Origin of the sequence: Paractinoplanes rhizophilus, assembly GCF_042664765.1 — a bacterium.
GTDB classification, from domain to species: Bacteria; Actinomycetota; Actinomycetes; order Mycobacteriales; family Micromonosporaceae; genus Actinoplanes; species Actinoplanes rhizophilus.
In genome coordinates this window covers 17843-41174 of record NZ_JBHTBJ010000029.1, presented here as the reverse complement: position 1 = coordinate 41174, position 23332 = coordinate 17843, and the positions used below count along the sequence as shown (strand labels likewise).

Annotated in this window: 15 protein-coding genes and 1 pseudogene; 9 read left to right on the top strand and 7 right to left on the bottom strand. The window is 71.6% G+C overall.

Annotated elements, in window-relative coordinates; translation table 11 throughout:
* Window positions 1–2 precede the first annotated feature (2 nt).
* Window positions 3–1496 carry an aldehyde dehydrogenase family protein gene (locus ACFQS1_RS29390; RefSeq protein WP_378974604.1) on the bottom strand — a complete coding sequence of 498 codons (1494 nt, stop codon included), beginning with the start codon at window positions 1494–1496 and terminating at the stop codon, window positions 3–5.
* 52 nt (window positions 1497–1548) lie between these two features.
* Here ACFQS1_RS29390 and ACFQS1_RS29385 point away from each other — a divergent pair, with 52 nt between their 5' ends.
* Together ACFQS1_RS29385 and ACFQS1_RS29380 are read left to right on the top strand one after the other, a co-directional pair.
* On the top strand, window positions 1549–1872 hold the full coding sequence (locus ACFQS1_RS29385; protein ID WP_378974601.1) for a hypothetical protein: 324 nt from the start codon (window positions 1549–1551) through the stop codon (window positions 1870–1872).
* Between the two features lie 50 nt (window positions 1873–1922).
* Window positions 1923–2750, top strand: a complete 828-nt coding sequence (locus tag ACFQS1_RS29380; RefSeq protein ID WP_378974599.1) for an alpha/beta hydrolase — start codon at window positions 1923–1925, stop codon at window positions 2748–2750.
* Here ACFQS1_RS29380 and ACFQS1_RS29375 read toward each other — a convergent pair.
* The 4 genes from ACFQS1_RS29375 to mce form a co-directional block, all read right to left on the bottom strand.
* Window positions 2710–3945: an AI-2E family transporter gene (locus ACFQS1_RS29375; RefSeq protein ID WP_378974741.1), complete on the bottom strand. Its 1236-nt coding sequence runs from the start codon at window positions 3943–3945 to the stop codon at window positions 2710–2712. The genes ACFQS1_RS29380 and ACFQS1_RS29375 overlap by 41 nt on opposite strands.
* Window positions 3891–5306 carry a coiled-coil domain-containing protein gene (locus ACFQS1_RS29370; RefSeq protein WP_378974597.1) on the bottom strand — a complete coding sequence of 472 codons (1416 nt, stop codon included), beginning with the start codon at window positions 5304–5306 and terminating at the stop codon, window positions 3891–3893. Before ACFQS1_RS29370 ends, ACFQS1_RS29375 begins: the two co-directional genes overlap by 55 nt.
* Before the next feature lie 242 nt (window positions 5307–5548).
* A complete protein-coding gene (locus tag ACFQS1_RS29365) occupies window positions 5549–6838 on the bottom strand; it encodes a DivIVA domain-containing protein (RefSeq protein WP_378974595.1) in 1290 nt (429 codons plus the stop codon).
* A gap of 231 nt (window positions 6839–7069) precedes the next feature.
* Entirely contained in the window at window positions 7070–7549 is a 480-nt protein-coding gene (gene mce / locus ACFQS1_RS29360) for a methylmalonyl-CoA epimerase (protein ID WP_378974592.1), read from the bottom strand.
* A 47-nt stretch (window positions 7550–7596) separates the two neighbouring features.
* On the opposite strand from mce, the gene ACFQS1_RS29355 reads away from it, so the two are divergent.
* Both ACFQS1_RS29355 and meaB read left to right on the top strand, forming a co-directional pair.
* Window positions 7597–8778 (top strand): acetyl-CoA C-acetyltransferase, encoded by a 1182-nt coding sequence (locus tag ACFQS1_RS29355; protein ID WP_378974590.1) that lies wholly within the window; start codon window positions 7597–7599, stop codon window positions 8776–8778.
* 52 nt (window positions 8779–8830) lie between these two features.
* Window positions 8831–9784: a methylmalonyl Co-A mutase-associated GTPase MeaB gene (meaB, locus tag ACFQS1_RS29350; protein WP_378974588.1), complete on the top strand. Its 954-nt coding sequence runs from the start codon at window positions 8831–8833 to the stop codon at window positions 9782–9784.
* A gap of 6 nt (window positions 9785–9790) precedes the next feature.
* Here meaB and ACFQS1_RS29345 read toward each other — a convergent pair whose 3' ends face one another.
* A complete protein-coding gene (locus ACFQS1_RS29345) occupies window positions 9791–10399 on the bottom strand; it encodes a PadR family transcriptional regulator (RefSeq protein WP_378974586.1) in 609 nt (202 codons plus the stop codon).
* A 53-nt stretch (window positions 10400–10452) separates the two neighbouring features.
* On the opposite strand from ACFQS1_RS29345, the gene ACFQS1_RS29340 reads away from it, so the two are divergent.
* The 4 genes and pseudogenes from ACFQS1_RS29340 to ACFQS1_RS29325 all read left to right on the top strand — a co-directional run.
* Window positions 10453–11652, top strand: coding sequence for an FAD-dependent oxidoreductase (locus tag ACFQS1_RS29340; protein WP_378974584.1), 1200 nt, complete (start codon window positions 10453–10455; stop codon window positions 11650–11652).
* Between the two features lie 42 nt (window positions 11653–11694).
* Entirely contained in the window at window positions 11695–13368 is a 1674-nt protein-coding gene (locus tag ACFQS1_RS29335; protein WP_378974582.1) for an acyl-CoA mutase large subunit family protein, read from the top strand.
* A gap of 158 nt (window positions 13369–13526) precedes the next feature.
* The gene (locus ACFQS1_RS29330; RefSeq protein ID WP_378974580.1) at window positions 13527–14474 is read left to right on the top strand and encodes a tetratricopeptide repeat protein; all 948 of its coding nucleotides are present in this window, start codon (window positions 13527–13529) and stop codon (window positions 14472–14474) included.
* 12 nt (window positions 14475–14486) lie between these two features.
* Window positions 14487–15411 (top strand): annotated as a pseudogene (locus ACFQS1_RS29325) (arginase family protein); the annotation flags it as partial.
* A gap of 791 nt (window positions 15412–16202) precedes the next feature.
* Here the strand turns inward: ACFQS1_RS29325 and ACFQS1_RS29320 are convergent.
* Window positions 16203–18131 (bottom strand): penicillin-binding transpeptidase domain-containing protein, encoded by a 1929-nt coding sequence (locus tag ACFQS1_RS29320; RefSeq protein WP_378974578.1) that lies wholly within the window; start codon window positions 18129–18131, stop codon window positions 16203–16205.
* A 184-nt stretch (window positions 18132–18315) separates the two neighbouring features.
* Between ACFQS1_RS29320 and ACFQS1_RS29315 the strand changes: the two genes are divergently transcribed.
* Window positions 18316–23298, top strand: coding sequence for an NAD-glutamate dehydrogenase (locus tag ACFQS1_RS29315; RefSeq protein WP_378974575.1), 4983 nt, complete (start codon window positions 18316–18318; stop codon window positions 23296–23298).
* Window positions 23299–23332 lie beyond the last annotated feature (34 nt).

Genomic DNA, 23332 nt, shown 5'->3' with positions numbered 1-23332 from the left:
GCTTACGAGCGGCGTCCGTAGAGCAGCTTCACGGCCTTGACGATTTGGCGCACCTGGGCGGGCGTGCGGTCGAAGGTCGTCGAGGGGAACAGCGACCGGGCCCGCCGGACGGTGATGGACTTGGGGATGGCGAACTCGCGCAGGCCGTCCTCGCCGTGGATGCGGCCGAAGCCGGAGTCGCCGACGCCGCCGAACGGCAGGTTGCCCATGCCGACGAAGGTCAGGGTCGAGTTGACCGAGACCATGCCGGAGCGCAGCCGGCGGGCGATGCGGATCGCGTCGCGCTTGCCGAAGACGGCGCCGCCGAGACCGTACGCGGTGTCGTTGGCCAACCGGATCGCCTCGTCGGCGTCGGCGACCTTGGTGATGGTCAGGGTCGGGCCGAAGGTCTCGTCGCGGATCTCGGACGAGTCGGCCGGCACGTCGACCAGCACGGTCGGCGCCACGTACGGCGGCTGCACCGCCCCGGCCCCGCCGAGCACCGCCTTGCCGCCCTTGGCCAGGGCGTCGTCGATGTGCTCGCGGATGACGTCGATCTGGCGCGGCATCGTGATCGGGCCGATCTCCTCGCCCGTGCGCAGCTTGCCGGCCCTGGCGACGATCTCGTTGACCAGGCTGTCGTAGATGGGCGCGACCGCGTACACCCGCTCGATGCCGATGCAGGTCTGCCCGGCGTTGGTCATGCCGCCCCAGACGGCGGCGTCGGCGGCCGCGGGGATGTCGGCGTCGGCGTCGACGATCAGCGCGTCCTTGCCGCCGGCCTCGATCACCACCGGGACCAGATTTTCCGCGCAGGCGGCCATTACCTTCTTGGCGGTGGCGGTGGAGCCGGTGAACGCCACCTTGCCGACCTCGGCGCGGCAGAGCGCGGCGCCCACGTCGCCCAGGCCGTGCACCGCCTGCAGCACCGGCTGCTCGGGCGCCACCTCGGCGAACGTGTCGACCAGCCACTGACCGACGATCGGGGTGTACTCGCTGGGCTTGAAGACGACCGCGTTGCCGGCCGCGAGGGCGCCGCAGATCGGGCCGACCGGGGTGACGATCGGGTAGTTCCAGGGGCCGATCACGCCGACCACGCCGTACGGCTGGTATTCGAGGTGTCCGGTGTGCTCGGCGAGCAGCACCCGGGTCCGGGTGCGCCGGGGGCCGAGAACCTTCCGGGCGTGGCGGGCGGCCCAGTCGAGGTGCTCGATCGCCGCGACGGTTTCCATGATCGCGTCGGCGTCCGGCTTGCCGGTCTCGAGGCTGGTGAGCTGGGCCAGCTCGTCGATCCGCTGGACGATCAGCGAGCGCCAGCGCAGCAGGCGGTCCTTGCGCCCGTCGTACCCGAGGGCCTGCCACCAGGTGGCGGCCTCGCGCGCCCGCCGGACGGCGTCGGCGATCGAGGTGGGCGAGGCGACCGGCACGCGGCCCGCTTCCTCGCCGGTGGCGGGGTTGGTGGAGATGAGCACGCCGTCTTCGATCGCCGGCACGCCGGGAACGCGAGTAGCCGTCATGTGCGGAGTCTACGGCGCTTGTTACTGCCCAGTCACTACGTACTCTTGACGCGTGCCGCGCCGAAATCATCCCCGCCGCCATGCCCCGGAGCCGTTGGAAGAGGAACGGGTCCGCAGGGGCATCGACGGCGTGCAGCAATGGCAGGACGGCGAGTGGACGGTCCGCTCGGTTTTCGGCGGTTCCGCGGCCAAGACGTACCGGTGCCCGGGTTGTATGCAGGAGATCCGGCCGGGCGTGGCGCACGTGGTGGCGTGGCCGGCCGACGAGCGCGGCGACCTCACCGACCGCAGGCACTGGCACACCGGCTGCTGGAGGGCACGTGACCGGCGCGGCCCGGGGGTGGAGCGCTCGCGCAACGCCCCCCGCTATGGGTAAGCCCTCCGACCGCCCCGCCCACCGCCCATAAAAGGACTGAAGACTTGCCCATGAGCACCAATCAGATCCGTGCGAACTCGATCCTGCCGGCTGTACGGGAGGACATCGAGCTGCACACCGCCGACGGTCTCCGGCTGGTCGGCGAGCTGGCCCGCCCGCTTGACCGCGACCCGGTCGCGACGCTGGTGTGCCTGCATCCGCTGCCCACGCACGGCGGCATGATGGACAGTCACGTCTTCCGCAAGGCGGCGTGGCGGCTGCCGGCCCTCGCCGGGATAGCTGTGCTGCGCTTCAACACGCGCGGGACCAGCAGCGTGCGCGGGACCTCCGAGGGCGCCTTCGACGGCGCGGTCGGCGAGAAGTACGACGTGGCGGCCGCCATCGAGTTCGCCGAATTCGCGGAGCTGCCGAACATCTGGCTGCTCGGCTGGTCGTTCGGGACCGACCTGACCCTCATGCACGGCCTCGACCCCGCGGTGGCCGGCGCCATCCTGCTCTCGCCGCCGCTGCGCTTCTCCGACAAGTCCGACTTGATCAAGTGGCAGGCGAGCGGCAAGCCGGTGACCGCCATCGTCCCCGAGTTCGATGACTATCTGCGGCCGCCCGAGGCATATGAACGCTTTGCCGGCCTGGCGGAAGTCGTCCCGGTGGACGGCGGCAAACACCTCTGGGTCGGCGACGCCGAGACCGTGCTCGACGAGGTGGTGAAAAGGGTCGCTCCGGGCGTCCCGGTCCCGCTGCCGCGGACCTGGGACGGCCCGATGGAGAACGGCGACATGAACGCGTACGCCGACCGCACGGTCGCCGCGTTCGCCGACGTGCCGGTGCCCGGACCGCTCAGCGGCTCTCCTGACTCGGCACCACGACCTCGCGAATGATCAGCTGAATGCCGGCCACCATCGGGATCGCCACCAGCGCGCCGATCACGCCGAACAGCGCCACCCCGAGCAGGGCCGCCACCACGGCCGCGACATCGCTCACCTTCACCGACCGGCGCATCACGTTCGGGTAGATCAGGTAGTTCTCCACCTGCTGGTAGATGATGAAGAAGATCACGCAGACGATGCCGGCGCTCAGCGACGAGGCGAAGCCCACCAGACTGACCACGATCGCGCCGAGGGTGGCGCCGATCTGCGGGATCAGGTCGCACACGGCGACCACCACGGCCAGCGCGAACGGATAGGCCAGCTCGAGGATCATGGCCAGCACGAACGAGCTGAAGCCGGCCAGCACCGCGATCGCGAGCGCGCCCACCATGTAGGCGCCGACCTTGGTGAGGATCTCGTCGGTGAGCAGCCGCACCCGGTCCCGCCGCGAAGCCGGCACCAGCGAGTACGCGCTGTTGCGCATCCGGTCGAAGGCCGCCATGAAGTAGATCGTCAGCACCAGCACGGTGAGCGTGTTGAAGATCGTGCCGAACAGCAGCTTGGCCCCGCCCACCACGCCGCCGACGGCGTTGCCGACCGTGCCCGCGTTGACCGCGCTGGTGACCTTTTCCATGATGTCGTAGCGCTCGACCAGGTCGTTGACCGTCTGGTTGCGCTGCAGCTGCTGGAGGTAGTCGGGCACGTTCTTGATCAGCTCGTTGGTCTGGGTGACCAGCGGCGGTATCAGCGCGATGAGCCCGCCGACCAGCAGAGCGAGCACGGCCAGCGCCACGATCGCGACCGCGCCGGCGCGCGGGATGCCCCATCCCCGCAGCCAGCTCACCGCCGGGTTGAGCCCGATGGCGAGGAAGGCCGCGATGAAGATCAGCACGAGGATCGACGCGGCGTTGCGGACGCCCAGAAAGATCGCGTACGCGACGATGAGGCCGAGCCCGCCCAGCAGGCCGATCATGAACGGGTTGCGCCGGTCGATCGGCGGCCCGGGGTGCCCGAAACGACCATCGTCCTCGGCCTGCTCGACGGCGTCCTCGGCGGGCGCTTCGATCTGCGTCTCGTCGTCTGCGGTCACCCGGGTGATTCCTCCCCGCCGATCTGGCCGGCGGAGATCGACGCCGATCGGCGCCGCACATATTAGTCGGCGTCCGCACCCACCCGGGTCGCGGGCGGCACCGTGACCTTCGCCGATGCGCTGACCTTGGCCGCGTGCTGGCCGGTGGGCTCGGTGGCGGCGTGCGCGCCGACCGGGCCACCCGCGTCCGGCTTGTCGCCCGCGTCGTCCTTGTCGTCGCTGTCGTCCTTGTCGTCGGGCGAGGCAGCGGCGGCGAGCACGGCGGCGGCGGCCAGCTCGGCCACCCGTTTCGCCTCCCGCTGCACCTGGCGGCGCACCCCGGCGGCGTGCCGCTCGGCGGCCTCGCCGGCCCGCTTGGCCTCGGCCACCCGCTCCAGCTCGGACTCCAGCTCCTTGCGCACCCCGGCGAGGCGCTTCTCGACCTGCACGGCCTCTTCCTCGCCGGTGCGCGCGCGGTCCTGCGCCGCCGCGAGCTGACGCTCGGCGTCGGCGACCTTGGCCTGGGCGGCCTCGAGACCGGCGGCGGCCTTGGCCATCTTGTCCTGCTGCGCGGCGACCTCCTTGCGTACGGCGGTGGCCTGCTCGTCGGAGCGGCGCAGCACCTCCTCGGCGTACTTGTCGGCCTCGCTGCGCAGATCGGCGCACTGCTTCTCGACGGCGGCCCGCTGCTGGGCCAGCTCCTGCGCGGCGGCCTGGCGGCGCTGCCCGAGCTCCCGCTCCACACCGGCGCGCAGCTCGGCGTGCTCCCGCTCGGCCTCGGCCCGGCGGGCGTTGATCTCCTGCTGGGCCCGGTCGCGGAGCGCCTTGACCTCCTGGTCGGCCTGCATCCGGGTGGACTGGGCGTAACCCTCGGCCTCCGCGCGCACCCGCTGCGCGTCGCGGGCGGTCTGCTCGGTGAGCTGCTTCGCCTCGGCCCGGGCCCGGCCCAGCGTGTTCTCGGCCTCGGCGCGCATCTGCTCGGCCGACTGGCGGGCGGCGGCCAGCGCCTTCTCCGAGGCCGCGCGCTTGGCGGCGTCGGCGCGCTCCTCGTCGGCGCGCCGGGCGGCCAGGGCGATCTCGAAATCGCGGATGCCCTCGTGGGCGTGCTTCTCGGCCTCGGCCCGGATCCGCTCGGCCTCGGCCAGCCGGGCGGCGATGTCGTCGGTGGCGGACGCCTTGATCGCCTCGGCCTGCTCCTCGGCCAGCGTGAGGATCTGCTCGACCCGCGAGCCCAGGTGGCGGAAGGAGACCTCGGGGCCGATGCCGCCGTTGCGACGGACCTGGGTGATCTCCTGCTGCAGGCGCTCGATCTGCGCGGCCATGCCCTGGATCTGGGCGTACGCCTGTTCCCGCTCGGCGGCCAGCGCGGCTATCTCGTTCTCGGCCCGCGCCACGTACCGCTCGACCTGCTTCTTCTCATAACCCCGCAGGGCGGTCTCGAAGCTGGGCTCGGTGGCCGCGTCCCCGCCGAGACCGAAGATTTCACCGCCGTGCGACATGCTGTCCATCCTCACATACGCATCGTCCCGTCAAGGACGGATACACACCGTCCTGGGCGGAGTATGCGCCTAGTTGTGATTTGTCTGAGCCGGCCTTCGCCAGAGCTAGGCTACGCGCGCAAAACGAGCCAGGCCGCACCGGAGAAACTCCGATACGGCCCCGATCGATGTGTAGCGGCCGACCAATCAACCGTGGCGTACCCGCGACAGGTACGCAACCGCAGCGGTCAGTGGCGAACGACTCAGGAGTTGGACTTGGCTGCCACCGGCTTGTCTGCTGCCCCGTTCTTGTCGGCGTCGGGAGTGCGCTGGGCCGGCGTCTCGGCGGCCTTGGCGGCCTCGGCCGGTTTCGCGGGGGCGCCGGGCACCAGGCCCGACAGGCCGGACAACATCTGCCCGAGCTGGTTGGTGACGGCGTCCTTCTGCCGGGTGAGGTCTTCCACCTCGCGGCGGGCGGCCTGGGTGGTCAGCTCGGCCTCGGTGCGGGCCTCGCTCATCAGCCGCTGCGCCTCGGCGCGGGCCTCGGACACCGTCTTTTCCGCGAGCGCGCGGGACTTCTCGGTGGTCTCGACCGCGTTGCGCTCGGACTCGACCCGGCGCTGCTCGGCGCGCTGCTCGATCTCCTTGGCGCGGTCCTCGGCGGCCCGGGCGCGCTCCTCGGCCTCGGCCACCATCTTCTGGGTCGCGTTGACCTGGGCGGCGTGCCGCTGCGACTCCTCGCGCTCGGCCTTTTCCCGGCGCTCGGCGATCTCGAGGGCCAGGGCCTGGAGGTCCTTGTCGCGCTTGTCGCGCGCGTCGGTCAGCAGCTTGGTCGCCTCGGCGCGCTTCTCCTCGGCCTCGCGGGACGCCTTGGCGCGCAGCTGGGTGATCTCGCGCTCGGCGGTCGCGCGCAGCGACGCCACCTCACGCTCCACGGTCGACTTGAGCTCGGCGACCTCGTGCGCGGTGACCGTGCGCAGCTGCTTGGTCTCGCGGTCGGCGTCGGACCGCAGCGTGTCGGCCTCGCGCCGGGCCTGGACGCGGGCCTCGGCCGCCTCCCGCTCGGCGTGCGTGCGCACCTGGCCGGCCTCGCGCTCGGCGGACGCCTTCATGGCGGCGGCCTCGGCGCGCGCCTTGTCGGTGATCTCGCGTGCCTCGAGCCGGGCCGCCGAGAGGATGCCCTCGGACTCCCGCTTCGCCTCGCTGCGGTGATCGTTCGCCTGTTCCTCGGCCAGCCGCAGGATCTGCTCGACCCGGGTGCCCAGCCCGGAGAGCGTCGGCCGGTTGTTCTCCTCCAGCAGCTTGTTGCTGTCGGCCAGCTTTTGCTCCACGGCGTTGAGCCGCTGCTCGGCCTGGCGCAGACGGCGCTGCGCGTCATTCATCCGCTGCTCGGCCTCGCCCTGGGCCTGCTGCGCCTGATTGAGCGCGGCGATGAGCCGGCCCAGGTGGGCATCGACCTGTCCGCGGTCGTAGCCGCGGAGGACGACGGTGAAGTCGGTCTGGGAGTTCGCACCGTCGAAAAATGCCAAGTTCTGATCCTGCTGCTGAGGCATTGGGCCATCCTGGCGAAGACGCACCAGCCACGCAAGAGCGGACCGGCATCGGAAAAGACACGTAGATCAGCTTTGAGCTGCCCTTCGACGAGGCCGTCCGCCGTTCGGGCAGCGCAGGCAAGCCGCCCGTCACCTGCTGTATCCGAGGTTCGGGCATCTCGCCGGGCTCGATGCCACCGATCCTGCCAGGCCACGCGCCGCTCCGTCAGGATGATTCACCCGGAAGACGGATCAACGGGGCGGCTCCACCAATTCCACCAGAACCCCGCCCGCGTCCTTGGGGTGCACGAAGTTGATCCGCGAGCCGGCCGTGCCCCGCCGCGGGGTGTCGTAGAGCAGCCGGAGCCCCCGGGCACGCAACGCCGCCGCGGTCGCCTCGACGTCGGCGACCGTGTACGCCAGTTGCTGGAGGCCAGGCCCGCCGCGGTCGAGGAACTTGGCGATCGCCGAGTCGGGCCGGGCCGGGGCGAGCAGCTGGACCCGCGGGCCGGCGCCGTCGCCGACGGCCAGCATGGCCTCCCGCACGCCTTGCTCCTCGTTCGTCTCTTCATGCACCACCCGCATGCCGAACGTCTCGGCGTAGAACCTCTTCGCCTCGTCGAGATCGGCGACGGCGATCCCGACGTGATCGACGCGCAGCAGCTCGACGTCGGGCAGTCGAGGCCGGCTCGTTGTGACATTCGCGGGGGCGCTGGATGGGGCCTCGGTCATGCCACTAGTCTTACTTGAACCACCGTTCAGGACGAAAGCGACCAGCCGTGACCTCCTCGGTAATCGTCAGCGGCGCCCGCACCCCGATGGGCCGCCTCCTCGGCAACCTGAAGTCCCTCACCGGCACCGCCCTCGGCGGCCACGCGATCCGGGCCGCGCTCGAGCGCGGCGGCGTGCGCCCCGATCAGGTGGAGTACGTGATCATGGGCCAGGTCCTGCAGGCCGGCGCCGGCCAGATCACCGCCCGGCAGGCCGCGGTCGCCGCCGGCATCCCGATGACCACGCCGGCCCTCACGGTCAACAAGGTGTGCCTCTCGGGGCTCGACGCGATCGCCCTGGCCGACCAGCTCATCCGGGCCGGCGAGTTCGAGATCGTGGTGGCCGGCGGCATGGAGTCGATGACCAACGCGCCGCACCTGATCAACCAGCGCCAGGGCACCAAGTTCGGCGACGTGACGGTGCGCGACCACATGGCGTACGACGGGCTCACCGACCCGTGGGACGGCATCGCGATGGGCGAGTCCACCGAGCGCAGCGGCGCCCAGCTCGGCATCACCCGCGAACAGCAGGACGAGTTCGCGGCGCTGAGCCACCAGCGCGCCGCCGCCGCGCAGAAGAACGGCCACTTCGCCGAGGAGATCGCGCCGATCACCATCGCCCAGCGCGGCGGCGACATCGTGGTCGACACCGACGAGGGCGTCCGGCCCGACGCGACCGCCGCGTCGCTGGCCAAACTGCGTCCCGCGTTCGCGAAGGACGGCACCATCACGGCCGGCAGCGCCTCCCCGATCTCCGACGGCGCCGCCGCGGTCGTGGTGATGAGCCGGGCCAAGGCCGAGGAGCTGGGTCTGACCTGGCTCGCCGAGATCGTCGCGCACGGCAACGTGGCCGGCCCCGACTCGTCGCTGCAGTCCCAGCCGGCCAACGCGATCAAGCACGCGCTGCGCAAGGCGCAGCTCGCGGTCGCCGACCTCGACCTGATCGAGATCAACGAGGCGTTCGCCCAGGTCGGCATCCAGTCGACCCGCGAGCTCGGGGTCACCAGCGAGATCGTCAACGTCAACGGCGGGGCGATCGCGCTCGGTCACCCGATCGGCATGTCCGGCGCCCGGCTGGTGCTGTCGCTGGCACTCGAGCTCAAGCGGCGCGGCGGGGGCCTCGGCGCGGCCGGCCTCTGCGGCGGTGGGGGCCAGGGCGACGCGCTCATCATCAAGGCGCCCGCCGCGTGAGCCTGGGCCACGTGCGTCCGGGCCGGCGCCGCTCGGCTCCGGAGGCGCGTTCGTGAGCCGTCGCCATGACGTGCCCACCCTGGTCGCGCGGGCCCGCGAGGGCGACGCCCGCTCGGTGGCCCGGCTGATCAGCCTGGTGGAGAACGGCGATCCGGCGCTGCCCGAGGTCGCCGCGGCCCTCGCGCCCTACGCCGGGCACGCCCAGATCGTCGGCCTCACCGGCTCGCCCGGGGTGGGCAAGTCCACCACGACCAACGAGCTGGTGCGGGCGCTGCGCGCCGAGGGCCGCCGGGTCGGGGTGCTCGCCGTCGACCCGTCCAGCCCGTTCACCGGCGGCGCGATCCTCGGCGACCGGGTGCGCATGCAGGAGCACACCGTCGACCGCGGCGTCTACATCCGGTCGATGTCCAGCCGGGGCCAGCTCGGCGGCCTCTCCGCCGCCACGCCCCAGGCGGTCCGCGTGCTCGAGGGCGCGGGCTGCGAGGTGATCCTGGTCGAGACGGTCGGCGTCGGCCAGGCCGAGGTGGAGATCGCCTCGCTCGCCGACACGACCCTGGTCCTGCTCGCTCCCGGGATGGGCGACGCGATCCAGGCGGTCAAGGCCGGCGTCCTCGAGATCGCCGACGTCTTCGTCATCAACAAGGCCGATCGTCCCGGGGCCGACGCCACCTATCGCGACATCCAGGGCATGCTGGGCCTGGCCGAGCGGGCCGCCGGCGAATGGCGTCCCCAGGTGGTGCGGGCGACGGCGGTGCGCGGCGAGGGCATCGACGACGTCGTGACGGCGATCGGCAAGCACCGGGCGTGGCTCGAGTCGAGCGGCAATCTCACGACCCGTCGCGAGCGACGGGCGGCGGTGGAGGTCGAGGCGATCGCCTTGGGCACGCTGCGTGCCCGGATCGGCAACCTCCGCGAGGGTACGGCGCTGAGCACGCTCGCGGCGGCCGTCGCGGCCGGCGAGCTGGACCCGTACGCGGCGGCCGACGAGCTCATCAAGGGCCTCTGAGACCCGTCACCCGAACGCCTGCAGCGTCCGCTCGATCAGCTCCCGGTCCCAGGTGAGCCGGCCACCCTCGAGGTCGGCCACGACGGAGCGCAGCCACTCGATCTCGGCGGTCAGCATGGCCGCGCGGTACTCGTCCTCGATCAGGAACAGCCGCGGCAGGCCCGGCGGCGCCTGCTCCCGGATCGCGGCCAGGCGCTCCTCCTGCGCTTCCATCCGCGCCATCAGCAGGTCGCGCACCAGCGCCGGCGCCAGCGGGGGCAGGAAGGCCAGCGCCGCCGGGAACTCGGGGAACTCGCGCGCCGGCGTGGGCAGCATCTCGGTGATCCAGCGGTGCATGGCCGCCGCGCCGGCGTCGGTGATCTCGTAGACGGTGCGCTCGGGGCGCCCGGCCTCGCGGGCGACACCGGCCGGCCGGGCCAGGCCGTCGCGCACGAGCCGATCGAGCGCCTGATAGACGCTGTTTCGCTGGGCCACGTTGACCAGCTGGTCCTGCCCGCGCTCCTTGATCACCTGCTGCATCCGGTACGGGTGCATCGGCGCCTCGGTCAGCAGCGCCAGCAGCACCAGGCCGAGCGTCGAGCGGCGCGGCTCCGGCCGGGGCGGGTCTCCCTGCATTTGATCAGCTTACGGGGTTGACATCGCATAGTCATGGTATGAATAGTCATCACATGACTACTGAGGCCACCGCGAAACGAGCTCTCGTGGCCGGCGGGGGCGTCGCCGGCACCGTCGCCGCCATCGCCCTGCATCGCGCCGGCTGGCAGCCGCGCCTGCTCGAGTCCCGCGCCGAGGGGGTCGCCGACGAGCGCGGCGCCTTCCTGACCGTCGCGGTCAACGGCCTGGCCGCCCTGCGCGCCCTCGACCTCGACCCGGCCCGGGTGCTCGCGGCCGGCTTCGCCACCCCGACCCTCGCCATGGTCAACAACGCCGGTCGCCGCCTGGCCCTGCTCCCGCTGGGCGGCCCTGCCGCCGACGGCACGGTCACCACCACCATCCGGCGCGCCGATCTCTATGCGGCTCTGCGCGCCGAGGCCGCCGCCCGCGGCATCCCGATCGAGTACGACCGCAGGCTCACCGGCTACGCCGAGCACCGCGACGGCGTCGCCGCGTCCTTCGCCGACGGCTCGACCGCCGAGGCCGACCTGCTGGTGGGCGCCGACGGCCTGCGATCGCGCACGCGTGAGGTCCTGAATCCGGACGGCCCGGCGCCGACCTATCTGGGCTTGCTCAACGCCGGCGGTTTCACCGACCGCCCGGTCGGGGCCGAGCTCGACCGCACGCCCGGCCTGATGCACATGGCCTTCGGCCGCCGGGCCTTCTTCGGCTGGTCGGTGGCCCCCGACGGCGCGGTCTGGTGGTTCGCCAACCCGCCCAGCAAGACCCTGGTGCGCCCCGGCGACTTCACCCCGGAGTCCTGGCGGGCACACCTGATCGACCTGTTCGCCGGCGACGCCCTGCCCGCAGCCGCGATCATCCGCGCCACCGACGTGGCCATCGGCCCGTGGAACACCGACGACCTGCGCCGCGTCCCGGTCTGGCACTCCGATCGGGTGGTGCTGGCCGGCGACGCGGCCCACGCCGTGGCACCGTCCTCGGGTCAGGGCGCCTCCATGGCGATCGAGGACGCGGTCGTGCTGGGCCGCTGCCTGGCCGATTGCCCCGGCGACCTGCCCGGCGCGCTGGCCGCTTACGAGCAAGCTCGCCGCGCCCGGGTGGAAAAGGTGGTGGCGGTCGGGCGCCGCAACGGCAGCGGCAAGACCGCCGGCCCGATCGGCGCGGCCATCCGTGACGCGCTGCTTCCGCTGGTCATGAGGATGCTCTACCGCAAGGGCAACCCCCAGGCGTGGATCCTCGACCACCGGGTTTGAGTCGGCCTTAGGGATCGTTCAGGTTTGCCTTACGATGGCTGCATGGATGCTGCCGACATCGCCGCCGGCCGGGAGCGCTGGCAACGGCGCTTTGACGCCTCTCGCAAGCGGGACGCCGATTTCACCACACTTTCCGGCTCGTCAGTCGACCCCGTCTACGGGCCGCCCGAGGGTGCGGGCTACCCGGGCTTCGAGCGCATCGGGTGGCCGGGCGAGTTCCCGTACACCCGGGGTCTCTATCCGACCGGATATCGCGGACGCACCTGGACCATCCGCCAGTTCGCGGGTTTCGGCAACGCGCAGCAGACCAACGAGCGCTACAAGATGATCCTCGCGGCCGGCGGCGGCGGGCTCAGCGTCGCGTTCGACATGCCGACGCTGATGGGCCGCGACTCCGACGACCCGCAGTCGCTCGGCGAGGTGGGCCACTGCGGCGTGGCGATCGACTCGGCCGCCGACATGGACGTGCTCTTCGACGGCATCAAGCTGCAGGACGTCACCACCAGCATGACCATCTCGGGGCCGGCCGTGCCGATCTTCGTGATGTACCTGGTGGCCGCCGAGCGGCAGGGCGCCGATCTCAGCAAGCTGGACGGCACGCTGCAGACCGACATCTTCAAGGAGTACATCGCGCAGAAGGAGTGGCTCTTCGCGCCCGAGCCGCACCTGCGCCTGATCGGCGACCTGATGGAGTACTGCGCCCGCGAGATCCCGAAGTACAAGCCGCTGTCGGTGAGCGGGTACCACATCCGCGAGGCCGGATCGACCGCCGCGCAGGAACTGGCGTACACGCTGGCCGACGGCTTCGGCTACGTCGAGCTCGGGCTGTCCCGCGGCCTCGACGTCAACCAGTTCGCGCCGGGGCTCAGCTTCTTCTTCGACGCGCACATCGACTTCTTCGAGGAGATCGCCAAGTTCCGCGCGGCCCGCCGCATCTGGGCCCGCCACCTGCGCGACGACTACGGCGCCACCAGCGAGAAGGCGCTGTGGCTGAAGTTCCACACGCAGACCGCGGGGGTCAGCCTCACCGCGCAGCAGCCGGTCAACAACGTGGTGCGCACCGCCGTCGAGGCGCTGGCCGCGGTCCTGGGCGGGACGAACTCGCTGCACACCAACGCCCTCGACGAGACGCTCGCGCTGCCCACCGACGAGTCGGCCGAGATCGCCCTGCGCACCCAGCAGGTGCTGATGGAAGAGACCGGCGTGGTCAACGTGGCCGACCCGCTCGGCGGATCGTGGTATCTGGAGGCCCTGACCGACCGGATCGAGGCCGAGGCCGAGGAGATCTTCGCCCGCATCCGCGAGCTGGGCACCGACGGCAGCATCACCTCGGGCATCCTGCGCGGCATCGAGGACGGCTGGTTCACCGCCAACATCGCCGAGGCGGCTTTCGTCTACCAGCAGGCCCTGGAGAAGAACGAGAAGCGCATCGTCGGCGTCAACGCGCACACCGGCACGGTGGCGAAGGATCTGGAGATCCTTCGCGTCTCCCACGAGGTCGAGCTGGTGCAGCGGCGCGAGCTGGGCGAGCGCCGGGCCGCCCGGGATTCCGTACGGGTGAAAGCGGCGCTCGACCGGCTCGTGGCCGTCGCGCGGACCTCGGAGAACATGATCCCCGCCATGCTCGAGGCGGCGCGGGCGGAGGCGACACTCGGCGAGATCTGCGGCGCCTTGAAGGGGGAGTGGGGCATCTACCGGGAGCCCGCCCGCTTCTGAACCCCCATAAACCGGACGGCATGGTCCGTGCGGCTCGTGGGATCTTGCGCAAGTGCGCGGCGGCGTCGAGTATCGGGACATCGTGCGGTTGTGACGTCCGATATCGGCCGCCCCGCGGCACGGCGAACCGCCTTGTCAGCGTGCGAGACTAGGTAACCATGAGCGACCCACGGACCACTCCGTCGATCTTCACCCGCGGCGCGGTCGATCTCAGCGCGCTGCGCACCCCGGCCTCCACCCCGGCGGCGGCCCCGAGCCGCCCGGCCGCGCCGACCGGCGGCACCGCGCCCACCGGCGCACCGGCCGGCGCCCCCGCGGGCTTCCCGGGCGGCGCGCCCGAAACGATCATCGACGTCACCGAGGCCAACTTCCAGCCGGCCGTCCTCGAGCGTTCCCTCAGCACCCCGGTCATCCTCGACTTCTGGGCCGACTGGTGCGAGCCGTGCAAGCAGCTCTCGCCGATCCTCGAGCGGCTCGCCCAGGCCGGCGGCGGCTCGTGGGTGCTGGGCAAGGTCGATGTGGACGCCAACCCGCGGCTGGCCCAGGCGCTGCGCGTGCAGGGCATCCCGATGGTCGTCGCGGTGGTGAACGGGCAGCTCGTCGAGGGCTTCACCGGCGTCCTCCCGGAACAGCAGGTCAAGCAGTACGTGGACGCCGTCCTCAAGGCCGGCGGCGTGTCGGTCGAGCCGGCCGCCGACCCGCGGCTCGACGCGGCCGACGACGCCCTGATGGTGGGCGACCTCGACGCGGCCGAGGCGGCGTACAAGAAGATCCTCGCCGAGTCGCCCGCCGACGCGGCGGCCGAGTCCGGCCTCGCCCAGGTCGCCCTGTATCGCCGGGTCGACGGCCACGACCCGGCGGCCGCGCTGGCCGCGGCGCAGGCCGACCCCGACGACCTCGACGCCCAGACGCTCGCGGCCGACGTCGAGGTGCTCTCGGGCCAGGCCGACAAGGCTTACGAACGGCTGGTCGCGCTGGTCAAGCGCACCTCCGGGGACGACCGGGACGCCGTACGCAAGCACCTGCTCTCGCTGTTCAGCGTGGCCGGACCGGACGACCCTGCGGTCGCCGGCGCCCGGCGGGCGCTGGCCAGCGCGCTCTTCTAGGCGGGAGGCTCCGTGCGCCGGATCGCAGTCCTCGACGCACCGTCCAATCTCGGTCTGCGCCCGCCGACCGCGACCTCGGTGCCCGGCTGCGCGAAGGCGCCCGGAGCCCTCCGCGACCACGGACTGCTCACCAAGCTCGGTGCCCGCGACGCCGGCTGCCTGACCCCGCCGCGGTACGACCCGGGCGACTGGCGCCCCGGCGACGGCGTGGCCCAGGCGGCACAGATCGCCGAATACTCCCGCCGGCTCGCCGACCGGATCGGCGGGATCCTCGACGCCGGCGAGTTCCCGGTGATCCTCGGCGGGGACTGCTCGATCCTGCTCGGCTCGGGCTTGGCCATGCACCGGCTGGGCGAGGCGGTCGGCGGCCGGATCGGGCTGGTCTTCGTGGACGGTCACTCCGACTTCCGCCACCCCGGCAACGCGTCCTATGTGGGCGCGGCGGCGGGGGAGGACCTGGCGCTGGTCACCGGCCGCGGGCAGGCCGACCTGGCATCGATCGAGGGCCGCCGGCCGTACTTCCGGGACGTCGACGTGGTGGTCATGGGCCTGCGCGCGCAGGACGAGTACCGCCTCGACCTGCAGGCCGCGGGCATCGTGACCCGCGCCGTCCCGGCCCTGCGCGCCGAGGGTGCTGCCCGCAGCGCCCAGTGGGCCCGCGAGCAGTTGGTCGACTGCGCCGGTTACTGGCTGCACGTCGACGTGGACGTCCTCGACCCGGCCGTGATGCCGGCCGTCGACGCGCCGTCGCCCGGCGGCATCGCGTTTCCCGAGCTCGAGATCCTGCTGGCCGGGCTGGTCGAGTCGCCGCATTGCCTGGGCGTCGAGATCACCGTCTTCGACCCCGACTACGACCCCGACGGCCTCTACGCCGCCGAGATCGCCGGCACGGTCGCCGCGGGTCTGGCGGCCGCCCGCACGGTGACGCTCCGCCCCGATCTGATCGCGGCCCGGGCCGACCTGGCCGGCCCGACCGCGCCTGCCGGCCCGACCGCGCCGCGCGCCGAGGCGATCGCGGACACCGCGCCCCTGTCCCGGCCCGCTTCGGATGCCGACGCCATTGCCGACGCCGACCTCGACCCTGACGCCAGTGCCGATGCCGACCAGGATGCCGATGCCGCATTGCTGACCGACCCGGATGCCGATGCCGATGCGCGCCCGGATGGTCCAGATGCCGATGACCCGTCGGAGCCGGCCGATGAAGCGTCCGCCGAGACTGTCGACGATCCGCTCACCGAGGCGGTTTCCTCGAAGCTGTCTGCCAAAACCGAAATTTCGGATTTGTCCGACCCGGGCGTGACGGGTGGCGAGATCGACGATGTTGCCACGCCGGAGGCGGCCGTCGAGACCGGCGACGACAGTGTTGAGACCGGCGACAGTGTTGAGACCGGCGGCGACAATGTCGAGACCGGCGACGACAACGTCGACGAGCTCGCGACGGCCCCGGAGACGCCGGAGCCCGAGCCGACCGGCGATCCGGTCGCGTTCGTCACCCGCCCGCTGGGTCAGGCGCCGCTGCTCGATTCGAAGCCCCTGCCGGCCACGCGCCCCGGCATGCTCCGCCCCCGCGCGGCGGACGACCATCCCCGCCCGGCCGACGAAGGCTTCTCGCTGCCGGCCCAGCGCCCGGCCTTCGACGTGGGCTCCGGCTCCCCGGCCGACATCGCCTGACCGCCGCCCGCAGCGGCGGCCCGGCCCGGCCGTTACTCGTTCGGCGCGTCCGAGCCCTTACTTGTTCAGCGCGTTCAGGAAGGTCTCCACGATCGGGACCGCGGCCTCCGAGCCCGCCCCGCCCTTCTGCACCATCACCGCGAAGGCCACGTCCCCCTGGTATCCGATGAACCAGGAGTGCGTGTCCTTCAACTTCTCGTCGAACTCGGCCGTGCCCGTCTTGCCGAAGACCGGCTTGCCCTTCACGTCCTTGAGCGCGGTGCCCGTACCCCCGGTCACGACCTCTCGCATCATCGAGCGCAACGCGGCCGCCGCGCCCTCGTCCAGCGGAAGCCCGTCGTCGGCCGGCTTGGCCGGCGCCGGGTCCAGCAGGAGCTTGGGCTGCTTGAACTGACCGCGCGCCACCGAGGCCGCCACCGACGCCATCGCGACCGGGCTGACCGCCGTCGCGCCCTGGCCGAACGTCGCCGCGGCCAGCTCGGTCGGGGTGCCGGCGGCCGAGACCTTGCCGCTGAATGCCTCGACGCCGAGGTCCCACTTCTCGCCCAGGCCCAGCGCCGCCGAGGCCTCCCGCAGGCCCTCGGCGCCCAGTTTCGGGGCGAGCCCGACGAACGCGGTGTTGCAGGATTTCGCGAAGTCCACGTGGAACTGGACGTTGCCGAGCACCTCGCCGCCCGAGTTCTTGAACTCCCGGCCGTCGACCGTCGCGGTCTTGGGGCAGGCGACGACCGAGGTGGCCGTGACCGCCTTCCGCGACAGCAGGCCATACGCCGAGACGGTCTTGAACGTCGAGCCGGGCGGCACCTGGCCGGTGAGCGCGGTGTCGACCGTGCCGCCGTCGGGACCGTTGGCGACCGCCAGCACCGCGCCGTCGCTGACCCGGATGGCGACCAGCGAGCTGGGCTGCTTCTGCGTGGCGAGTGCCGCGTCGGCGGCGGTCTGGGTCTTCTCGTCGATAGTGATCTTCACCGGCTTGCCGTCCACCGGCTTGGTGCTGAACAGCTGAGTGTCGCTGACCGTGCCGTCCGCCGCCTCGCGGGCGATCACCACGGACACCCCGGGCGTGCCGCGCAGCGTCGGGTCGTACCGCTGCTGGAGCCCGCCGTGACCCACCACGTCGCCCTGGGCGATCGTCTCCGGGCTGGCGTCGATGTCCTCGCGGGTCGCCTGGTCGGCGGTGCCGAGCAGCGCGCGGGCGAAGGCCCGGGTCGGCGCGAGGTCGCGCGTCTCCTCGCGGAAGACCGTCCCGGGCAGCGGGCGCACCGCGTCACGGATCTTGTTGTAGTCGGGGCGGCGCAGCGTGACGAGGTCGATGAACGCGCCCTCGTCGGCGTTCTTCACCCGGTCGGCGAGGTTGGACATGTCGACCGACACGTTGATCTTCTTGAAGGCCGCGGCCAGGTCCTTCCGCAACTGTGCCAAGTTTGTGATCTTGGAGGGGGTGATCCCGACGGTGACCACCTCGCGCGGGGTCACGATCGGCTTGCCGGACGCGTCCTGAATCGGCGCCCGCTTCGACGCCACCCGGCGGACGCCCAGCTTGTCGCCGCTCTGCAGCTCGCTCTGCACGATCGCCGGCTCCCACACCACCCGCCAGCCGTCGCTGTTCTGCTTGGTGAGGCGGACCGTGCTGGTGTACGACCACGGTGCGCCGCCGGGCAGCGTCCAATCCAGCTTGATCGTGCTGGAGGCGATGTCCCCGGTGGTCTTGGGCTCGCCGACCGTGGTCAGCACCAGCGACTGCTTGGCCAGGTCGCCCGAGAGCGTGTGCAGCTGGTCGACCACGTCGTTGGCGCTGATCTTGCTGCCGTCGGCGGCCACGAAACCCACCGAGCTCAGGTTGCCGCTGCGCCAGCCCTCGAGGAAGTCCTTGACCGTGTTCTGCGGCCCGTCCTTGGAGCAGGCCGCCAGGCCGCCCACGAGCAGGGTCGATGCGGCCGCGAGGGCCACCGCGCGGCGGCGGCTCGGGTCACGGCGGTCAAGCATGAGGTCCCCTCTCCTCGGGTAACGCCGAAGCGATGCTACGGAACGGTACCCATCAGTAGCCACCCCGCCCGGATGCGAGACCGCCCGATCCCGCACGCGTGTGATCCGATGTCGGTGGGTCGTTCTAGGCTGTTGTTCGACACGTTCGAACCCACAGTGTCGTGGGTGAGGGGAGCACCAAGCCATGGCTGTCGCCGATGAGGCAGCGCCGGAATCCGACCCGACAACCGACCCTGAGCTGGACTTTTCCGCAGGTCCCGGGCTCGCCCTGACGGGCAGCCTGGGCACCTCCGCCGATGACGGCGAGCTCGACGAGCCGCTGCCCAACGGCGAGCGCCTGGTGGCGCAGGCGGTCGAATTGGCCGGTGCCGATCATGCGACGGCGTCGCTGGTCGGCCGGTACTGGCGATTCGCGCCGGACGAGGAATTAGTCGGTTTCACCGCGCAGGAGATGTACGACGCGGCGATCGCCCACCGCGAGCTGGCGGCGGTCCGGCTGCCCGGCGAGCTGAAGCTCGCGATCACGGCGCCGAGCGGCCCCCAGTGCCACACCGTCCTGCAGATCGTCACCGACGACATGCCGTTCCTGGTCGATTCCGTGATCGCGCTGCTCACCGCGCACCAGCTCCAGGTGCATCTGCTGGTCCACCCGCTGATCGTGGTGCGCCGCGAGCCGCTGGGCGCGCTGGCCGAGCTCGCCGCCGACGTCGAGCCCGACGACGCGATCGACGGCGACCTGGTGGAGAGCTGGATCCGCATCGAGATCGACCCGATCCGCCGCGAGGAGGCCCGCGACCAGCTGCACAACGAGGTGCGCCGGGTGCTCACCGACGTGCGCGACGCGGTCGAGGACTGGCCGCGGATGCGTCAGCGGGCCCTGGTGATCGCCGACGAGCTGGCCGCCGCGCGCGGCTCCGACGCCAAGCTGCCGGTGCCCGACAAGGACGTCACCGACTCGATCGAGCTGCTCAAGTGGCTGGCCCACGATCACTTCACGTTCCTGGGGTACCGCGAGTACCGCCTCGACGGCGACGTGCTCAAGGCGCTGCCGGGCACCGGCCTGGGCATCCTGCGCGGCGGCTCGACCCCGCGCCGGCTCGCCTCGATGACCACCGAGGCCTACCAGCGCGCCCTGGAAAAGCGCCTGCTGGTGATCACCAAGGCCAACTCCAGGGCGACCGTGCACCGCTCGGCATACCTCGATTACATCGGCGTCAAGGTCTTCGACGACCGCGGCGAGGTGATCGGCGAGCGCCGATTCCTGGGCCTGTTCTCCTCGTCGGCCTATCGCACCAGCGTGCGCGAGCTGCCCGTGGTCAAGCGCAAGGTGATGGAGGTGCTCGACCGCTCGGGCCTGTCCCCGCGCGGCCACTCGGGCAAGGATCTGCTCCAGATCCTGGAGACCTACCCGCGTGACGAGCTTTTCCAGATCAAGACCGATGATCTGTACGAGGCGGTGATCGGCGTTCTCCGCATGGCCGGCCGCCGCCAGCTCCGCCTCTTCCTGCGCCGCGACGGGTACGGCCGGTTCATCTCGTGCCTGATCTACATGCCGCGCGACCGCTTCACCACCGGCAACCGGCTGCGCATGCAGGAGATCCTGCTCCGCGAGCTGAACGGCATCGGCGTCGACTACACGACCCGGGTCACCGAGCGGATGCTGGCCCGCATCCACTTCATCGTGCGCACCGACCCGAGCGACCCGCCCGGCGTGGTCGACCCGAACGCGCTGGCCGAGCTGCTGGCCGACGCGACCCGCATGTGGGACGACGACTTCTCGCTGGTGCTCGAGCGCAAGCTGGGCGAGGAGCCGGCCCGCGAGCTGTTCAACCGGTACGCGAACGCGTACCCCGACAGCTACAAGGACGGCCACACGCCGTACGAGGGGATGCAAGATCTCGCCAAGCTCGAGCTCCTCGAGGAGGAGGGCCAGCTCGAGATGCACCTGTACCGCAAGCGCCGGCCGGGCAAGGGCGGCGAGCCCGAGCCCGACGACCACGACGTGCGGTTCAAGGTCTACCGGTACGGCGAGCCGATGATGCTCTCCGCGGTGCTGCCCGTGCTGCACTCGCTCGGCGTCCAGGTGGTCGACGAACGGCCGTACGAGATCCGCCGCGACGACGGCACGATCTACCTGTACGACTTCGGCCTGCGCCCGCCGACGGAGCACCGCGAGCTCTCCGAGGTCCGGCCGCAGGTGGAGAACGCGTTCGCGGCCGCCTGGCGGGGCGAGGCCGAGGTCGACGGGTTCAACGAGCTGGTGCTGCGGGCCGGGCTGACCTGGCGCCAGGTGGTGGTGCTGCGGGCGTACGCGAAATATCAGCGCCAGGCCGGGAGCGTCTTCTCGCAGCGCTACATCGAATCGACCTTCATCGCCTATCCCGCGATCGCCCGTCTGCTGGTCACGCTCTTCGAGACCCGCTTCTCGCCGGCGCTGGAGGTCGGCACCGACGAGCGCTCGCGGATGGCCGACGAGATCGTCGAGCGGGTCACCACCCTGCTCGACGAGGTCGACAGCCTCGACCAGGACCGGATTCTGCGCTCGTACCTCACGCTCGTGCGCGCGACCCTGCGCACCAGCTTCTTCCAGCGCGGTCCGGACGGCCGGCCGAAGAACTACGTGGCGTTCAAGCTCGACCCCAAGGCCATCCCCGACCTGCCCGAGCCCCGGCCGAAATACGAGATCTTCGTGTACTCGCCGCGGTTCGAGGGCGTGCACCTGCGCTTCGGCGCGGTCGCCCGGGGCGGCCTGCGCTGGTCGGACCGCCGCGAGGACTTCCGCACCGAGATCCTCGGCCTGGTCAAGGCGCAGACGGTGAAGAACGCGGTGATCGTGCCGGTGGGCGCGAAGGGCGGCTTCGTCCTCAAGCAGAAACCGGGCGATCGCGACGAGGCCGTCGACTGCTACAAGCGCTTCATCACCGCGATGCTCGACGTCACCGACAACATCCACGCCGGCAAGATCATCCCGCCGCACGACGTGGTCCGGCACGACGGCGACGACCCCTACCTGGTGGTCGCGGCCGACAAGGGCACGGCCACGTTCTCCGACATCGCCAACGAGATCTCGGTGGCCAAGGACTTCTGGCTCGGCGACGCGTTCGCCAGCGGCGGCTCGGCCGGGTACGACCACAAGAAGATGGGCATCACCGCCCGCGGCGCCTGGGAATCGGTCAAGAAGCACTTCCGCGACCTGGGCGTGGACACCCAGACCGAGGACTTCACCGTGGTCGGCATCGGCGACATGTCCGGCGACGTCTTCGGCAACGGGATGCTGCTCTCCGAGCACATCCGGCTGGTGGCCGCGTTCGACCACCGGCACATCTTCCTCGACCCCGACCCGGACGCGGCGTCGTCGTACGCGGAGCGCCGCCGCCTCTTCGATCTGCCCCGGTCGTCGTGGGCGGACTACGACACGTCGCTGTTGTCCGCGGGCGGCGGCGTCTATCCCCGCTCGGCCAAGTCGATCCCGGTGACCCCCGAGGTGCGGGCCGCTCTCGACCTCGGCGACGCCACCGCGATCAGCCCGGTCGAGCTGATGCGGGCCATCCTGCGGGCGCCGGTCGATCTGCTGTTCAACGGCGGCATCGGCACGTACGTGAAGGCGGCGTCCGAGACGCACGCCGACGTCGGCGACAAGACCAACGACCCGATCCGGATCAACGGATCGCAGCTGCGGGTCAAGGTCGTCGGCGAGGGCGGCAACCTCGGCCTCACCCAGCGCGGGCGCATCGAGTTCGCTCGTGCCGGTGGGGTTCCCGGCGCCGATGGCCGCACAGTCGGCGGTCGCATCTTCACCGACTTCATCGACAACACGGCCGGCGTCGACTGCTCCGACCACGAGGTCAACATCAAGATCCTGCTGGGCGGGGCGGTCACCGAGGGCGAGCTCAGCGTCCCCGATCGCGACGCGCTGCTGGCGCAGATGACCGACGAGGTCGCGGCGCTGGTCCTGCGCGACAACTACGAGCAGGCGTTCGCGCTGGGCAACGCGCGGGCGCAGGCCCACTCGCTGCTCCCGGTGCACCGGCGGATGCTGACCGCGCTGGAGGAGAGCGGGCAGCTCAACCGCGAGCTGGAGGCGCTGCCGACGGACGCCGAGCTGGCCGCGCGCTACGAGGCGGGCGTGGGGCTCACCGCGCCCGAGTTCGCGGTGCTCCTGGCGTACGTGAAGATCTCGCTCGAGCGGGAGGTGCTCGCCGACGAGTTGGTCGACGAGCCCTGGACCAACGACGTGCTCGCGCGCTATTTCCCGACGCCGCTGCGCGAGCGCTTCGCCGGCCGGATGGCCGGCCACCGCCTCCGCCGCGAGATCATCTCGACCGCGCTGGTCAACGAGGTGGTCAACCACGGCGGCACGTCGTTCGTCTATCGCGCCATGGAGGAGAGCGGCGCGTCGGCGGCCGACGTGATGCGGGCCTACGTGGTGGTTCGCGAGGCGTACGGGCTGCGGGAGATCTGGGCGGCGGCCGAGGCGCTGGACAACAAGGTGCCCACGTCGGCCCAGACGCTGGTCTTCCTGGAGTCGCGGCGGCTGCTCGACCGGGCCGTGCGCTGGCTGGTCAGCACGCGGCGCTCGCCGATCGACGTGACCGGCGAGATCACCAGGCTCGGCTCAGGCGTGCGCGACCTGCTGCCGCAGCTGCCGTCGGTGCTGGTCGGCATCGAGCGGCGGTCGATGGACGAGCACGTCGCCACCCTGGTCGACCGGGGCGTGCCGATCGACCTGGCCGAGCGGGTGACCTGGGCGAACTACGGGTTCGGCCTGCTCGACGTGCTCACCGCGAGCGCGGCGACCGGGCGCGACGCGATCGAGGTGGCGCGGGTCTACTTCGTGCTGTCCGAGCGGTTCCAGATCGATCAGCTGCTCTCGCACATCTCGAAGCTCCCGCGTGGCGACCGCTGGCAGACGCTGGCCCGCATGGCGCTGCGCTACGACCTGTACGCGGCGCTGGCCGCGCTCACCGTCGAGGTCCTGGAATCGACGCCGGCCGCGTCGACGGCCGAGGACCGGGTGTCGCAGTGGGAGCGGGTCAACGCGGCCTCGATCGCCCGCGCGTCCAACGCGATGGGCAAGGTCGACGACACACCCGCCGAGCTCGCCGCGCTGTCGGTTCTGCTGCGGCAGATCCGCACCCTGGTCAAGACCTCGTCCGCCACGTCTTAGGAGGCAGCAGTACCCCTAAGGGGTATAGGGTGGA

Bases quoted from the DNA above. Each gene is read 5' to 3' on its own strand.
- ACFQS1_RS29330 (WP_378974580.1), top strand. From the start codon at position 13,527: ATGAGCGACCCACGGACCACTCCGTCGATCTTCACCCGCGGCGCGGTC.
- mce (WP_378974592.1), bottom strand. From the start codon at position 7,549: ATGACCGAGGCCCCATCCAGCGCCCCCGCGAATGTCACAACGAGCCGG.
- ACFQS1_RS29335 (WP_378974582.1), top strand. From the start codon at position 11,695: ATGGATGCTGCCGACATCGCCGCCGGCCGGGAGCGCTGGCAACGGCGC.
- ACFQS1_RS29365 (WP_378974595.1), bottom strand. From the start codon at position 6,838: ATGCCTCAGCAGCAGGATCAGAACTTGGCATTTTTCGACGGTGCGAAC.
- ACFQS1_RS29345 (WP_378974586.1), bottom strand. From the start codon at position 10,399: ATGCAGGGAGACCCGCCCCGGCCGGAGCCGCGCCGCTCGACGCTCGGC.
- ACFQS1_RS29370 (WP_378974597.1), bottom strand. From the start codon at position 5,306: ATGTCGCACGGCGGTGAAATCTTCGGTCTCGGCGGGGACGCGGCCACC.
- ACFQS1_RS29320 (WP_378974578.1), bottom strand. From the start codon at position 18,131: ATGCTTGACCGCCGTGACCCGAGCCGCCGCCGCGCGGTGGCCCTCGCG.
- ACFQS1_RS29380 (WP_378974599.1), top strand. From the start codon at position 1,923: ATGAGCACCAATCAGATCCGTGCGAACTCGATCCTGCCGGCTGTACGG.
- ACFQS1_RS29315 (WP_378974575.1), top strand. From the start codon at position 18,316: ATGGCTGTCGCCGATGAGGCAGCGCCGGAATCCGACCCGACAACCGAC.
- ACFQS1_RS29390 (WP_378974604.1), bottom strand. From the start codon at position 1,496: ATGACGGCTACTCGCGTTCCCGGCGTGCCGGCGATCGAAGACGGCGTG.
- ACFQS1_RS29340 (WP_378974584.1), top strand. From the start codon at position 10,453: ATGACTACTGAGGCCACCGCGAAACGAGCTCTCGTGGCCGGCGGGGGC.